Origin of the sequence: Peribacillus sp. NPDC096447, assembly GCF_044762725.1 — a bacterium.
Taxonomy (GTDB): Bacteria; Bacillota; Bacilli; order Bacillales; family DSM-1321; genus Peribacillus.
This window is the reverse complement of the sequence record NZ_JBIWEV010000001.1, coordinates 1104378-1118584: the sequence shown is the minus strand read 5'-3', so window position 1 is coordinate 1118584 and position 14207 is coordinate 1104378. Positions and strand designations below refer to the sequence as shown.

Here is a 14207-nt window from a genome sequence, read left to right as displayed (position 1 = left end):
TGCAAAAAGTTAAATGAATCATATAATAAGGGTAAGCGATGGAATTATTGGAGGTCGATCAAAGATGAATCTATTCAAACGAACAAAAAAGATCACGGATGAGCGGGTTGAGAATGTAAGAAATAAGATTTATAAAGAAATGTATTACGTCATTTTGGCCATTTGCCTGGTGAGTGCACTTTTCAAACTATATAAATATGGTGCAGGCAGCGGGGAGTTATATCTGGAATTCGTGATCATTGTTGCAGGAGGGCTGTATTACTTAGCTCGTTCCATTTTCTTAGGTGTATTCTGGGATGAAGTGGAGATGCATGACCGCACCAGCAAAACACCGATGAGCAGGAAGACGATTCTTGGGACGGTTGCTTTAGCACTCATCATCGCTATATTCATGGGGGTGAATAGTGCTTTATCCTATGCCGATAGCAGTTCCCAGGGCGTATGGTATTTTGTATTGGTATCGTTTGTATCCGTTATGATCTATTTGCCGATTTTACTACTGTTTTTTGGTGGTATATACTTATTGGCGAAGAAAATCGGAATGAAGAATAGCTAAGATAATAAGAAATAGTAGGTGCTTTCCCTTGAAGAATATAAAACTGAAGCTTGCGAGAGTAGAAAAGGACTTGTCACAAGAAGAACTGGCCAAGATTGTCGGCGTATCCAGGCAAACGATAGGATTGATTGAATCCGGAAAGTATAATCCCTCATTAAGTTTATGTGTCGGAATTTGTAAAGCATTATCGCGTACATTGGATGATTTGTTTTGGGAGGAAGACTGATTAGGGGTATCCATTGACTTGGATATCTTTTTTTTAGGAATTTATCATCAAAAAATGGGGGAAGGTATAGCATGTAAGCAAAAATCTAACATTCGAGAGGGATGGTTTGATGGATCGTACGATTGGTTACTTACGTGAGATATTGTCTAACTATACGGACCAATATCCTGAAGCGCAGGAAATTTATAATAAAATCAAAAGCGGAAAATTTCATTCTGAAGAAGAACTCGTCAATAAACTATCCGGTAAAGAAGCCAGTCTCCTTAACCATATTCTTCCTCAGGAAATTAAACATGCGAAGGAAGCTAGTGATACGGAACGGGTCACGCAATTATCAGAGGTATATGAACTGATTATTATATGATAAAACCTTGTCCATGATGATCATGGACAAGGTTTTGTTGGTTTTATTCCATTTCACTAAGTGAATCCATATGACTGGCTATCATGGCGATGATCGTGCTTGCTTCTTCCTTGCTGAAAATGAAATTCGTTTCATCCTTTATCAGGTCATCATCCGCTGTCCGAATCCGATTGATCCGTTTCAGCACACCATCACCTGTTTCCTGGACGATACCGAATTGATAGGTGACCTCGACTTCATTATCCTGGATATAGGCGGTCACTTCAGGCGTTTCCCAATCTACATCGATTTCGTATATTTCGGAATCGTCGGCGTCTGAATCATACAAATCATCATTATCATCATCCATATCCATATCATATTCGTAATCGTACTCATCATCATCCTCTTCCAAATAGTTATGGAAGCTCTCATGGATAGCATCGACGATATCTTCAATGTCCGAAAGGATGACCTTGCTGATCTGCCCTAAATCCGGATCGAACGATTCCATATAAAATTCTTCATTATACGGATCAAAAAACAGCGTGGAAAAATAATCCCGCTCATTGTCATCCAGCTCTGTATAAAACTCGATGCGTGGATGCTTAGATCCGCGCTCCACGATCAAACTGCCATTGCGGTCGTATTTTTCACAAATTGATTTAAGATGATCCTGCAATTCCCCGCTTACTCTGTCAAACCATTCTAATGACATCAACATCCACTTCCTTTCGTGATTATTATTTCCCAGAAAAGGCGAATTTGACGTGCCATTTAAAACCAACTGCAATTTATCTTCGCATCAAAAACGTCAGTTATAAAAAAATAATTTAAAGGGAAAATTAGATGAAAAGTAAAAGCGATAGGGAAAATTCCAGGATTTATGAAACAAGCAACCAGGGCGGGATAAGGCTCAGGAATTCCTGCAGCAACAGATTTAGTAAAGCAATGCAGTTTGCAAAAGGCTCAAGGATAAACATTCGTTAGGAACTCCCTTCATTATTTTAGAAGGGAAATTTTATTAAGCTTCCCTATACCTTTCAATAATAAAGTCAATAAAATACCTGCTTGCTATTGGCAATACCCTTTTATCTTTGTATGCCAAAGTAATTGTTCGGATAATAGAAGGGGAGATGGCTTTCGTTACAATATTATAGGGACATTTAGTTAGGAGCAGCTTCGGTAAAATCGAAATGCCAAGCTCCTGTTCAATCATGGACATAATCGCATAAGGATCATATACCCGGTATTGTGTATCAGGTTCAAAATTGTTCTGTTTAAAAATTATTAATGGTTCATTGATAACTCCCTCATCCAACAGAATATAAGGATCTTTTAGCAATTCTTTCAATGAGACTTTAGTGGAAGACGCTAAAGGATGATCTACTGGCATTACAGCCAGCATTTCGTCTTCTTGCAAGGGAATCGTAGTTAGATCTGTAACATTTGAATTCACAAAGCCAAAGTCTACGCTGCCTTCTTTAATCCAGTTTGAGATTTCCGTGTAATTTCCTTGATGTAATTCGAAATGAACAGTTGGGTAAAGTTCCTTAAATTCTTTGATCAATCCCGGTAGCCAATGGCATGTAACACTGGAAAATGTGCCAACTCGAATAAGGCCGCTTTGCAGTCCCTCCATCTCTTTATGCTTTTCAGTCAGTTCCCTATGTGAATTACAAATCTTCCTGATATATGGCAAAAATTCCTCGCCATCTGGTGTCAGTGTAATCCCCTTTCGAGAACGTAAAATAAGAGTGGTGGAAAGCTCTTCCTCTAATGAATGCACCATTTGGCTAATGGCGGACTGTGTATAGCCAAGTTCTTCAGCAGCTTTTGTAAAACTGCCTGTTTCTATGGTTTTGATAAAAGCATAATACGAATTCAATCTCACTAACCCCTTTGCATTAGAAATTCTAATAGATTTATTATAAAAATTGGTTTTTCTAATGTAAATGAAAGAAATAAAATATAGTTGGGAACAGAACAACAGAAAATTAAAAATATCAAGGAACCTAAAATTATTAAATCAGGAGTTGAAGTAGAAAAATAATGAATATTAACGTTAAATACAGAAATATTATTTTTGCATTTTTAATGGCATTTAGTATGTCCTTTTTTATTTCATTTATATTAGTCTCAATAAATAGGGGTTATGATCATACATTCCTATCTACATGGTTAAAAACTTGGTCACAGGCTTTTATCTGTGCTTTCTTTGGAGCTTACTTTTTCCCGAGAGTAATACAACAAATAATGAGAAGAATTAATTTTGTAGAAAAACCGTTAATAATTGAGAAAGATTTTAGAAGAAGAAAATTGATAATGGCCAGTAGATAATTAAAATTTCGGTAATAAAATGTGGTTTAAGGATTTCCTGAAAAACAGTAAAGAATATGGATTTTAAAAAATACTGATATAGAGCTGCCCAAATGATGGGGAGCTTTTTATGCGTTTCCCTGAAAAAGTTTCAAGACCATGCTACTTTCATCCTGTAAAAGTTTATATAGAGTGTGAAAGGGGGTGAGTGATATGGCAAATCAAATTCCAGTATCAAGTACGTTGCGGATCGATTTTGAGACGGGGTTAAATGAAAAAGGGGCTCTCGTTTTCAAGCGGAGGACATTTTCAAACATCAAGGTCGAGGCGACTGCGGACCAGTTGTTTTCGACAGCAGTTGCAATCGCAAGTGTACAGAATTATCCAATGGGTGAAGTGACCCGGGTGGATACGTATTCTTTGATTGGCTAATCGGTTTTTCGAAAGATGTCGAAAGAGGGGGAGGTGATTGAAATGGCTAAAGTATTGGAATTGATTTTCGTTACAGCGGAAGGAAAGTCAGCGACGATTTCCGTTGATAATCCGAAGGAGCCGGTCGGAGTAAACACGGTTAAACAGGCAATGGAAAAAATCATTGCGGGGAATGTGTTCGTAACATCCTCCGGGAATATCGTCGATTTGAAGGCGGCGCGCCTTGTCGAGCGGAATGTGGAGGAAGTGGAACTTATTTAACGAACGGGAGGTTACACACTTGAAGTGAGGTGAATAAAAAGTGGATCAAATTCTGCCATTTGTCAGTGATATTGGGTTCCCGATCATTGTTACCCTTTATTTGCTTCATAGAATTGAAACGAAATTGGATACTTTGAATGAAACCCTTGTAGAGCTGCCAAATCGCTTGCGAGAAGGGATTCCCAAGTAGGTTAGGAAGCATCATGAGTGATATCATTCATGATGCTTTTCCTTTTGAAATGGAAAAGTTTTAATAGATTCTAGTTTTATATCAAAACTATCGGGTATACATAAAACTGTAGCTAGTTCAAAAAAAGTCCAAATAATAAGGAGGAGTTTTAATGACTAACAACAATGAAAAAATGAGCAGGGAAGAAGCTGGCCGTAAAGGCGGGGAAGCGACAGCAAAAAATCATGATAAGGAATTTTTCCAAGAGATTGGTCAAAAAGGCGGAGAGGCCACTTCCGAAAATCATGATAAGGATTTCTATCAGGAAATTGGCAAAAAAGGCGGAGAGGCTAGAGCCAATCAACGTGATGGGTCCGATGATTGAAAAATGAGCAGGGAAAAGCAGGACTCAAGGGCGAGGGAAAAAGTCGCCGCTAAAAAAACGACCTGAAGTTTTTAGCTGAATCTAGTTTTATAGCTGTTCAAGCGGGTACATGCCATATGTAGCTAGTACATGAAAAATCCAAATAATAAGGAGGAATTTTTAATGGCTAACAACAATGAGAAAATGAGTCGTGAAGAAGCAGGACGTAAAGGTGGAGAAACAACAGCAAAAAATCATGATAAGGAATTCTATCAAGAGATTGGCCAAAAAGGCGGAGAAGCAACATCCGAAAATCATGATAAAGAATTCTATCAAGAGATTGGCCAAAAGGGCGGAGAAGCGACATCCGAAAATCATGATAAGGAATTCTATCAAGAGATTGGCCAAAAGGGCGGAGAAGCGACATCCGAAAATCATGATAAGGAATTCTATCAGGAGATTGGTAAAAAAGGCGGAGAAGCGACATCCGACAGTCATGGCAAGGAATTCTATCAGGAAATCGGCGAAAAAGGCGGAGAGGCACGGGCCAATCAACGTGATGATTCCGATGATGGAAAAATGAGCCGTGAAGAAGCAGGACGCAAGGGCGGGGAAAAAAGCCGCCGTTAAAATATAATCCAGAAACTTATAAATGACCGAGGGAGGAACCATTCCCTCGGTTTTTTTATGCCAGCACAGCACATTGCAAAGTGTGCTTAGGGATTAAAGTGGGTAAAGAAATAACACCAAGAAAAGGAAGAGGTGATGAAGAAGTTGATTGCCCATTATTCATTTCCCCGTTTAAAAGTAGGCGGAGTTACATTCACTGCAAGGCATTCATTGCTTGCTCTTGGTCTTGCGGGAATCGCTTATCTCATTTCCAATAAGAGAAAGCATCAAGCGGTATTCAAAACGGCTTCATTGATGTGTAAGATCGAACGGAAAGAAGATGCCATTAAGCTTATTTGGCCTGATCAAGGCGGTTTCTATCGGGTATTTAGGGGGCAAGATCTGATTTACAGCGGCTCTGTGCCAAGTATTGCAGATAGGGGACTGACTCCAGGGACCATTTACACGTACACGATAGATAGCTTGAATGAAAAAAATCAGGCAGTGAACAGGATGAAGATACAGACATCAACGACCGCCCAGAATAAAAAAGAAGATAATATCCTTTTGGATTTGGTATTCACCACGATTGTCGCAAGAGGCCAAGCCAGCCTGGAATGGGAGCCCATCAAAGGAATAAAAGAGTATACGATTTACCGAAACGGCGTGGAAATCGGGAAAGTGGGTGGATGTTCCTTCAGTGATCGAAGTATTAGTGAAGATCAGGAATACACATATACCATAAAAGCTAAGCGGCCCCTTCCACGGTCAGAGCAGGAGTCTTATGCCGTGAAATCACTTGTAGCGAGTATTGTCGGAGCCGTAAAAAAAGGTTCATCCCAAGCACAGACTGCGATCGAGGAAATAACGAATACGAAAAAGATTGGGCCTGTAAAAAAGCTTTTACAGCCAGTTGAAAACGACGTGGACGGTAAAAAGAAAAGAAATTGGCAGCTGCGCTATTCCACCTTTTTACCGGAAGAGTGGCTGAAAAACCCCAATCTTGCATCAAAGGTTCCCTTTTTTAAAGGTGACAATCGCGGGTTTTATCCTGAATCACCCCGTTTCCGGACTAGAGTCGATGTGTATATTCACGAAAAGGAAAGAAAAGCCGAGATTGAATTTTCCAAAGCGGTCGGGAAAAGTGAAGCCTACAATCATGATGGCGATTTCCTCCAAGAAGGAGTGGCCTCGGATGAAGACATTGTAGTGAAGCACGTATTATCCAATCATGAAAAAACGACCATTCAGCTGACACACTCTGTAGGCAACCCAATCATCATTTCTCCTGCCGTGGATTATAAAGTGATCGGGACCTTTTACCGAAATGGCGAAATCAATATAGCCGGCTATCATGATCAGGCACCGCATCACGAAGTCTACCTCAAGGAGGCAGATGATCCAGACTGGGAACCCCTGCACCTGGCGGAAAACAAAGGGCTCGAAATGATGGCGCATCCTACGGCCAATCATTTATGGAGATACTCCACATTTACACAATGAAAAGGACGAAAAGCCTTGATCGCTGATCGTCCTTTTTTTGTGGATAATAGAAAATTGACCATTTCTAATACAACAAACAAAAAGGACCTCGAATATCTTGAAGTCCTTTTTGCTTGTTGATGAGGTCATTTATAAAAATCGCTTTCGAACACTTGGCGACGGCAGCATACAGCTTTCTTCTTTCTTTCCGAACCATTTGTAACGGTTCCTGGCAATGAAATCATAAACGAAGTTCCGGATGAAGCTTGGAACGATGATGAAGCCGTAAAGCAACTTCCATGCCCCTTGTAAGCGTCGGCATATCCTCAAGGCTGCAGACGATTTATAGTAGGCCTTATCCCTTTCGATCAGGACCATGCTATCCATATCTGCAGGAACATCATACTTCTTCAGCAACTCTTGTCCCGCCTCACTTTGAAGCGAAGCGTAATGAAAAAGCCCCTGCGGATCCCGTTTTATAATGAACTGGACACTCGAATCGCAAAAGTTGCATTCACCATCAAATAAAATGATAGGATTCATGAACATTCCTCCTATAGAGAGACGTTATCATACTTATGCTTATATAATACACTACCCGTTTTGGTAAGGCGAAAACGTATGGAACTGCTTGGGATTTGATTTTGGAAGTGATTGTTCGTTCCGGCAAGTCATTAACGGGTGCGTTAGCACCATTAGAAGGCTTCAATTGGCGGGTGGAGTCTCTGTTATCAAACTGTTATTTTCCATTAACTATACTGTAAACAAGCTATGATATGGTAGATACTCCAATGAAGTTCCTTAAGTAAAAAGCCGGCAATCCTATATTAGAGGAAAGCCGGCTTTTTGATTCAAACCATAATTGAGGATTAGAAGATATAACTAGTAGTTTCTTTATAGGGGGTAAGATTTAATGAAGCGTGATCCGTATTTTGATAATGCGAAAGCTGTTTTAATCGTCCTAGTTGTTTTGGGACACACATTAGCTAGAATGGTGGAAGAAAACGAATGGATTTTAACTATTTATTTGTTTATTTTTTCATTCCATATGCCAGCTTTTATTTTAGTATCCGGCTATTTTTCAAGAAAGATAAAAAGTAAAAAGGACCTCTGGGGGCTAATTAAGAAAATATTAATTCCCTATGTAATATTCCAGGTGATTTATACCTTCTATTATCAGAAGTTATTTGATGAACCAATTGAATTCACAATTTTGACTCCAAGATGGGCCTTATGGTTCCTAATAAGCTTATTCTGCTGGAATATTTTATTGTTTATATTTTCGTCTAGAAAATATGGAATCGTTTTTTCAATAATTGTATCTCTAATAATTGGTTACTTTGGTGAAGTAAATGAATGGTTAAGTTTATCGAGAACGTTCTTTTTCTTTCCTTTCTTTTTAGTTGGACATTTTTTAGAAAAAAATCATTTTGAATGGGTTAAAAAGAAAAGTAATGCCCTAATAGGCTGGGGGGTACTAGGGTTAATCTTTACCGGTATTTATTTCTATGGGGAAATTACTTGGAGAGAGTGGTTTTATGGCCGTTTAGGTTATGAGGAATTAATGGGAGGTTCCATTGCCCCCGGTTTTATATATAAGTTGATCGTTTATTTAATTATGGGAGCAGCAACTTATTGTTTTTTCTGTATTGTTCCTAAAAAGCATACATTTTTTACTGAAATAGGGTCCATTACATTAGCTATTTATCTTTTTCATATGTTTTTTCTGGAATATGTTTATAACTCATTTATTTATGATTGGATCAAAGAAAGTGACCAATATTATGTTTTATTGGTCATACCTGTAACCATTATATATATATTATCAAGAAAACCGATTGTAAAAGTGGAATGTGTGTTAATAGGAATGAAATTGAAAACATAACAGAATTTCAACACCTATAAAGTAACTAGCCCTTCAGTTTGAAGGGTTGAGTTAGTAGACAAAAGGGGTTTTATCTAAATTACAAAACAAAGTTGATTGGAACGGAAGGTGCGAGACTCCTGCGGGAAAAGCGCGTCAAGGGGAGACCCCGCAGGCGCAAAAGCGCCGAGGAGGCTCCCGGACCGCCCGCGGAAAGCGAGTGCCTGGAGTGGAAATCGACGTTCCAGGTTTTATAAACCTAAATAAAATTGAGACAAACTTGTTCTTCATCGAGTTTGTCTACAGTCTGAGCCCTTCAGTTTGAAGGGTTTTTTTCATGAAAAGATTTAGTGATTTACAAAAAAATCTATTTAAAGGGGAGTGAATGGGGCCTCCAATAAAAGGGCAATACCCCTTATAAAGTTATTGTAGGAAAGAAAATGAAGATAATTACCCGAAATGTTTCCAAAATTATTAAGGAGTAATTACTTTTGTATTTCACTTTCAATAAATCAACTCTAAACATTCAGATTTATTTTATTATGACTATATAGGATTTTACTATCACTAAAGGAGCGGCATATGAAAAAGTTTTTCTTCATCTTCATTTTGGCTTTAATCCCCTTCGCCTCTACGACAGTAAGTGCAGAATCTGACTTACCCCTCAATAGTGAAGCCGGTATCATTATTGATGCGAAAAGTGGAAAAGTATTATACGAAAAAAACATGAATAAAAGTATGTATCCAGCCAGTCTAACGAAAGTTGCCACGGCTATATATGCTATAGAACACGGGGATATGAACGAACTAGTGACTGTAAGCAAGAAAGCAGCGAAGGCAGACGGGTCTTCGGTATTTATTGAACCTGGGGAGGAAATAGAGCTTTCCCAATTAATTGCAGGCATGCTAATCAACTCCGGAAATGATGCAGCCATCGCAATTGCCGAGCATATGTCTGGCAGTGAAAAACTGTTTATGGAAGATTTGAATGAGTTTTTAAGAAAAGAAGTAAACGTCACCGATACTCATTTTACGAACCCCCATGGATTGTTTGACAAAGACCATGTAACTACAGCCAGTGACCTTGCGAAAATTACCCAATATGCAATGAAAAATGAAACTTTCCGTGAATATTTTGGGAAGAAGGATTTACCATGGGAAGTGGAAACATGGGACACAACTCTAATTACCCATCATAAAATGTTAAAAGGTGAACTCCCCTATAAGGGAATGACCGGCGGGAAAACCGGTTTCGTCAGTCAATCCGGCTACACCCTGATTTCCACTGCCACCAGAGGAGAACAGGAATTGATTGCTGTCACTCTAAAAGCTCCTTCAGACAAGGTTGCCTACGCTGATACCAAGCTTTTATTCAACTATGGCTTTGATAACTTTAAATCAGGCAAAATTGATAAAAAAAGCAAACTTTATTCAGTGGACTACTCTCATTCCTACACGCTGAACGAAGACTTATACTATACTCATTTAATCAGTGATCAACCTAGTCTAAAAACCAGTAATGATGGAATTCTCTCAATCATGAACCAAGAAGGGGAAGCAATAGAATCCTTTGACCTTAAAACGTTCGCTGATGTTAAGAACACAGTATTGCCTGCCCCGATTAAAAAAGAAGCAATCAATGAGAAGCTTATAAGATTTTCTATCCCATCTCTAAGATGGGGAGGCTTTTAAAATACGTTACTAAAGAAACTCACAGACTGGCTAACAGAGGCGTTCATGTCTATACATACCCAGCTTATAAATATATAAACAATAAAAGAGTGCCCTTATCATTCATGACTGATAGGTGTACTCTTTTATTTATTAACCCTTTTTATGATTTAGGTCTTGATGATTCGAGGACAGGAATATTCTAATCGTACTGCAAAAAGGTCCTGTTCATAGATAGAACAAAAATTAATTATGTGAATCAAGAGAATATTACTAAATTCCTAAAATACGCGGGGGTTAAGAGCATGTCGCATTTGCTACATAAAGTGTAATAAAAGCTAAAGATAATCAACCGAATTGGAAATGGAGTATAGGACCATAATAGTATTAAAAAAACTATTAGGGATGATTTCATGATGTATATCTATAATGATTATGGGGGTACACATACCACGTCTATGGCTGCCGCATATCATTTAAAACAATTACCTCAATCGGAAAGTACACTAACTAAGGAAGAAATATTAAATGTAAAATATTTTAATAAATTAACGAAAAAAGATTTTGGAAAGCTAATTTTTCGCGGGACCGATGAAGATGGCAACTCAGTTTATACAATTGGGCATAAAAGAGAAAAACTTGTGGTTCCAGCATTAAAAGAATTGACATTACTACTAGAAGAGAAATTTCATTTTAACGAAAAAATAGTATTCTCCCATACATCACCAACTGTACCTATTGCTATGTCTATAGGGGGATACCTATCAAGAGAATTAAAAATTGATTTTATAGGTGTACCATTATTAGTTATAGGTGCAAAACAATGCTGTGATAATATTTTTCGGTTGGTTGAAAATACGAAACAAATAGGGAAAGCAGCGAATGGGGAAAAAGTGATTATATTAGAGAATGAAATATATAAGTAATACCAATTAATGAATACAGGTTGTTAGAAATCCAAGTCAACAATTGATGTTGGCTTTTTTTTGCGCTTATGGAAGAATATACTCTGTACAAGATGTGGTGCTTGTTCAATGAACTTAATCAAACAATAAACCACCACCCGAAAGTGGAGGTTTATTGATTGAATCGAGGAAATTACTGTTCCTTTAAGCTGGTTACAGAAACACTTTGTTTTTTATTTGGATCATCAAGGGGATGGATTGTAGCCGTTCCATTTTGTTCATCGACGTGCTCGATGTAGATACTTTCCTCATTATAGGTTACATTAACCATATTTGGTGAAGAAGCAATTTCTTCTGCTCGTTGTGCTTTCATTTTAGCCACCTCCTTTGATTTTACAACATGTATAATATTTGTTTCGGATTACTTAGTTATACTTGTTGTATTAAAATTCTTCCAAGAATTCCTTAAATCCTTACTTAACTAACTGGTGCGTTAGCTGAAGATCGAGTTATATTTAAGGCTTTCGGCAAGTTAGTTCAAAAGATTAAAATCAGTGATTTGTTATAATTACAGAAAATTAAAAAAGGTTAGAGGGATGTAAAATGAATATTAAGGGGTTTTCGATTTCCACTAATAAAAAGTATTTAGATGTGGATTTAATACATGATTTTTTGAATCAGGAAGCTTACTGGTCAAAGGGAATACCCAAGGAAACAGTAATAAAGTCTATTGAAAATACGACCTTATGTTTTGGGGTTTATAAAGGTGAAATAGGAAATGAAGATAGTGAACAAGTTGGATTTGCAAGGGTAATAACCGATTTAGCAACCCATGCGTATCTTTGCGATGTGTTTATATTACCTGCTTATCGTAAATTAGGATTATCAAAATGGCTAATGGAGGTTATCACCAACCATTCCGAACTAGAAGGGGTTCGCAGGTTTATGTTAGCTACTAATGATGCACATTCATTATATAAAAAATACGGTTTTAATCAGATAGATAATCCAGAGCTATTTATGCAAAAAGTACGTAAATCCCCATCTCAACAATAAGAGTATTTAACAGGTGCGAAAGTTCTCTAAGGGGCAGTGACGAATTGCTCTTTTCTTATAGTGCAAAAGGGGCAATAGCTGAAGTAGAAATTCTGACTTATATGCAGGAATACAGTAAATTTACGAAAAGATATGAGATGAATTAAAATGGAAAAATTTAATTTGATTAAGCAAAATCATAGTGTAGTTCCAAATTATAAAGTAGATGATAAGGAAGTTTCTTTTGAAATATACATTAGTCCCAAACAAGAGGTCTGCATTATTGGGAAATTAGATAATAACTATATATGCTGGTGTTCTATAACTACTATTTCTGACTACGAAAATAATTCTGCTATTTTTCAATATGTATCGAATCTCCAAACCAAAACGATATCAAATGATTATAAAGCTTTAGGAGATCGGTATAAAGAAGTGAAAAATTGGCATAGAATGCAGATTAGTAAGAGACCTTATCAAGATCAGTATCTTTATTATTCTCCAGTAAATTCTTCGTTCTTTACGGAAAGTAAATTTTTCGGAAGAGAAATCTATACATTTTATAAACAAGAGAGCCAAATGTGATTACAGGTTAATTGATGATGCTTATATAACTATTTTAAAAAGATATAAAGGCATTTTAAATAAAGAAAACCAAGAATATAGTTATTATTACGAAATGAACCCACTAATTAGGATAATAAAAGATGAAAGTTACATAAAACTATGTCCTATATCAGAAATCAGACAATTATATTTAGAATGCCTTGAAAAATGTGATGATTTATATAACCGATATATGACAGAGGTTCGTTGAAAAACATTTTGCGGATTGGTTTTGAGGGTAGTCCTTTATAAAAAATAGAACTAATAAAATGCCCTTACAGTGTGATAGTTTTCTGCTTTTTTATTGAAAGTCTATAAGAAATCGTGAAGGTTTGTACTTAAACTAACGAAAATGTTTATACCCTGCATAATCGTGCACAGAATGTCGGATGATTAGTTTCAACTCCTGCTATTCTGTTGATATAAGGGAGGTCATTGAATGGATTTGCTCAAAAATATGAATGGTGCCATTAAATTCATTGAAGAAAATCTTACGAACGAAATTGACTTTAAAGAGGTTGCAAGGCTAGCTTATTGTTCGGAGTATCATTTTAAAAGGATGTTTTCGTTCCTTGCAGGTATTTCACTATCCGAGTATATCCGCCGAAGACGCCTTACACTTGCAGCGTTTGAGCTTAAAGGTAACAACATAAAGGTCATTGATATAGCGATAAAATACGGATACAGCTCACCGGACTCTTTTGCGAGAGCGTTTCAACATTTGCATGGCATCACACCAACAGAAGCGAGAAGTAATGGCCATTCACTTAAAGCCTATCCACCGATGTCCTTCCAATTATCCATTAAAGGAGGCAGTGAAATGAACTATCGAATTGAAGAAAAAGAGGCATTTCATATAATTGGAATTAAAAAAAGAGTTCCAATCATTTTTAACGGGGTTAATCCAGAGATTGCATCCATGTGGAAAAGTTTAGACGAGAAAACGATAAATGAACTTAAAAACCTTTCGAATGTCGAGCCATTAGGACTGCTTAGTGCATCTGCGAACTTTTCCGAAGGAAGGTTTGAAGAAAAAGGGGAGCTTGATCATTATATCGGCGCAGCAACAACGAGGGAATGTCCAGATAACTTAACACAGCTGAAAGTGGATGCATCTACATGGGCGGTATTCGAAGCAGTCGGACCCTTTCCTGAAACACTGCAAAATGTATGGGGCAGGATTTATTCCGAATGGTTTCCATCCTCTAACTATGAACAAAGAGAAGGGCCGGAAATCCTTTGGAACGAAAATAAAGACATAACCTCACCAACATTTAGAAGTGAAATATGGATCCCCGTTATGAAAAAGTAAATATAGGCAAAAGATTTATCCGAAGAGCTGTCTTAAGGCAGCTTTTTCTTATG

19 protein-coding genes and 1 pseudogene are annotated in these 14207 nt (G+C 37.4%); 16 read left to right on the top strand and 4 right to left on the bottom strand.

The features are described from left to right. Nucleotides 1-64 precede the first annotated feature (64 nt). The 3 genes from ACIQZD_RS05600 (at nucleotide 65) to ACIQZD_RS05590 (ending at nucleotide 1146) form a co-directional block, all read left to right on the top strand. Nucleotides 65-556 (top strand): DUF6773 family protein, encoded by a 492-nt coding sequence (locus tag ACIQZD_RS05600; protein WP_402899184.1) that lies wholly within the window; start codon nucleotides 65-67, stop codon nucleotides 554-556. 28 nt (nucleotides 557-584) lie between these two features. Continuing rightward, nucleotides 585-782, top strand: a complete 198-nt coding sequence (locus ACIQZD_RS05595; protein ID WP_034309784.1) for a helix-turn-helix transcriptional regulator — start codon at nucleotides 585-587, stop codon at nucleotides 780-782. A gap of 109 nt (nucleotides 783-891) precedes the next feature. Beyond that, nucleotides 892-1146 carry a sigma-G-dependent sporulation-specific acid-soluble spore protein CsgA gene (locus tag ACIQZD_RS05590; protein WP_402899181.1) on the top strand — a complete coding sequence of 85 codons (255 nt, stop codon included), beginning with the start codon at nucleotides 892-894 and terminating at the stop codon, nucleotides 1144-1146. A 43-nt stretch (nucleotides 1147-1189) separates the two neighbouring features. Here ACIQZD_RS05590 and ACIQZD_RS05585 read toward each other — a convergent pair whose 3' ends face one another. Next, a complete protein-coding gene (locus ACIQZD_RS05585) occupies nucleotides 1190-1843 on the bottom strand; it encodes a hypothetical protein (RefSeq protein WP_402899178.1) in 654 nt (217 codons plus the stop codon). Between the two features lie 306 nt (nucleotides 1844-2149). Beyond that, nucleotides 2150-3013: a LysR family transcriptional regulator gene (locus tag ACIQZD_RS05580; RefSeq protein WP_402899175.1), complete on the bottom strand. Its 864-nt coding sequence runs from the start codon at nucleotides 3011-3013 to the stop codon at nucleotides 2150-2152. Between the two features lie 164 nt (nucleotides 3014-3177). On the opposite strand from ACIQZD_RS05580, the gene ACIQZD_RS05575 reads away from it, so the two are divergent. The 7 genes and pseudogenes from ACIQZD_RS05575 (at nucleotide 3178) to ACIQZD_RS05545 (ending at nucleotide 6782) form a co-directional block, all read left to right on the top strand. Next, nucleotides 3178-3465, top strand: a complete 288-nt coding sequence (locus ACIQZD_RS05575; RefSeq protein WP_402899172.1) for a DUF2798 domain-containing protein — start codon at nucleotides 3178-3180, stop codon at nucleotides 3463-3465. A gap of 192 nt (nucleotides 3466-3657) precedes the next feature. After that, nucleotides 3658-3876 (top strand): DUF1659 domain-containing protein, encoded by a 219-nt coding sequence (locus tag ACIQZD_RS05570; protein WP_402899170.1) that lies wholly within the window; start codon nucleotides 3658-3660, stop codon nucleotides 3874-3876. A 42-nt stretch (nucleotides 3877-3918) separates the two neighbouring features. Beyond that, nucleotides 3919-4137, top strand: coding sequence for a DUF2922 domain-containing protein (locus ACIQZD_RS05565; protein ID WP_387544819.1), 219 nt, complete (start codon nucleotides 3919-3921; stop codon nucleotides 4135-4137). Nucleotides 4138-4177: 40 nt separating this feature from the next. Then, nucleotides 4178-4327 (top strand): YvrJ family protein, encoded by a 150-nt coding sequence (locus ACIQZD_RS05560; protein ID WP_101223211.1) that lies wholly within the window; start codon nucleotides 4178-4180, stop codon nucleotides 4325-4327. Between the two features lie 151 nt (nucleotides 4328-4478). Further along, nucleotides 4479-4676, top strand: a pseudogene (locus ACIQZD_RS05555) (KGG domain-containing protein); the annotation flags it as partial. 177 nt (nucleotides 4677-4853) lie between these two features. Beyond that, nucleotides 4854-5300 carry a glucose starvation-inducible protein GsiB gene (gsiB, locus tag ACIQZD_RS05550; protein WP_034309759.1) on the top strand — a complete coding sequence of 149 codons (447 nt, stop codon included), beginning with the start codon at nucleotides 4854-4856 and terminating at the stop codon, nucleotides 5298-5300. Nucleotides 5301-5435: 135 nt separating this feature from the next. Then, nucleotides 5436-6782, top strand: coding sequence for a DUF3238 domain-containing protein (locus ACIQZD_RS05545; RefSeq protein WP_402899164.1), 1347 nt, complete (start codon nucleotides 5436-5438; stop codon nucleotides 6780-6782). A gap of 129 nt (nucleotides 6783-6911) precedes the next feature. On the opposite strand, the gene ACIQZD_RS05540 is transcribed toward ACIQZD_RS05545, so the two are convergent. Beyond that, nucleotides 6912-7304, bottom strand: a complete 393-nt coding sequence (locus tag ACIQZD_RS05540) for a thiol-disulfide oxidoreductase DCC family protein (protein WP_402899162.1) — start codon at nucleotides 7302-7304, stop codon at nucleotides 6912-6914. Nucleotides 7305-7674: 370 nt separating this feature from the next. Between ACIQZD_RS05540 and ACIQZD_RS05535 the strand changes: the two genes are divergently transcribed. The 3 genes from ACIQZD_RS05535 (at nucleotide 7675) to ACIQZD_RS05525 (ending at nucleotide 11222) form a co-directional block, all read left to right on the top strand. Beyond that, on the top strand, nucleotides 7675-8646 hold the full coding sequence (locus ACIQZD_RS05535) for an acyltransferase family protein (protein ID WP_402899160.1): 972 nt from the start codon (nucleotides 7675-7677) through the stop codon (nucleotides 8644-8646). 561 nt (nucleotides 8647-9207) lie between these two features. Further along, complete coding sequence (locus ACIQZD_RS05530) at nucleotides 9208-10317, top strand: D-alanyl-D-alanine carboxypeptidase family protein (protein ID WP_402899157.1); 1110 nt, start codon at nucleotides 9208-9210, stop codon at nucleotides 10315-10317. Between the two features lie 392 nt (nucleotides 10318-10709). After that, entirely contained in the window at nucleotides 10710-11222 is a 513-nt protein-coding gene (locus ACIQZD_RS05525; protein WP_402899154.1) for a DUF3189 family protein, read from the top strand. 172 nt (nucleotides 11223-11394) lie between these two features. Here the strand turns inward: ACIQZD_RS05525 and ACIQZD_RS05520 are convergent, their stop codons facing one another. Then, nucleotides 11395-11574, bottom strand: a complete 180-nt coding sequence (locus ACIQZD_RS05520) for a small acid-soluble spore protein H (protein WP_101223203.1) — start codon at nucleotides 11572-11574, stop codon at nucleotides 11395-11397. A gap of 230 nt (nucleotides 11575-11804) precedes the next feature. Here ACIQZD_RS05520 and ACIQZD_RS05515 point away from each other — a divergent pair, with 230 nt between their 5' ends. From ACIQZD_RS05515 to ACIQZD_RS05505, 3 genes are all read left to right on the top strand, one after another. Beyond that, complete coding sequence (locus tag ACIQZD_RS05515; RefSeq protein WP_402899150.1) at nucleotides 11805-12257, top strand: GNAT family N-acetyltransferase; 453 nt, start codon at nucleotides 11805-11807, stop codon at nucleotides 12255-12257. 147 nt (nucleotides 12258-12404) lie between these two features. Next, nucleotides 12405-12821, top strand: coding sequence for a hypothetical protein (locus ACIQZD_RS05510; RefSeq protein WP_402899147.1), 417 nt, complete (start codon nucleotides 12405-12407; stop codon nucleotides 12819-12821). 460 nt (nucleotides 12822-13281) lie between these two features. Beyond that, nucleotides 13282-14154, top strand: a complete 873-nt coding sequence (locus ACIQZD_RS05505; RefSeq protein ID WP_402899144.1) for an AraC family transcriptional regulator — start codon at nucleotides 13282-13284, stop codon at nucleotides 14152-14154. Nucleotides 14155-14207: the final 53 nt, after the last annotated feature.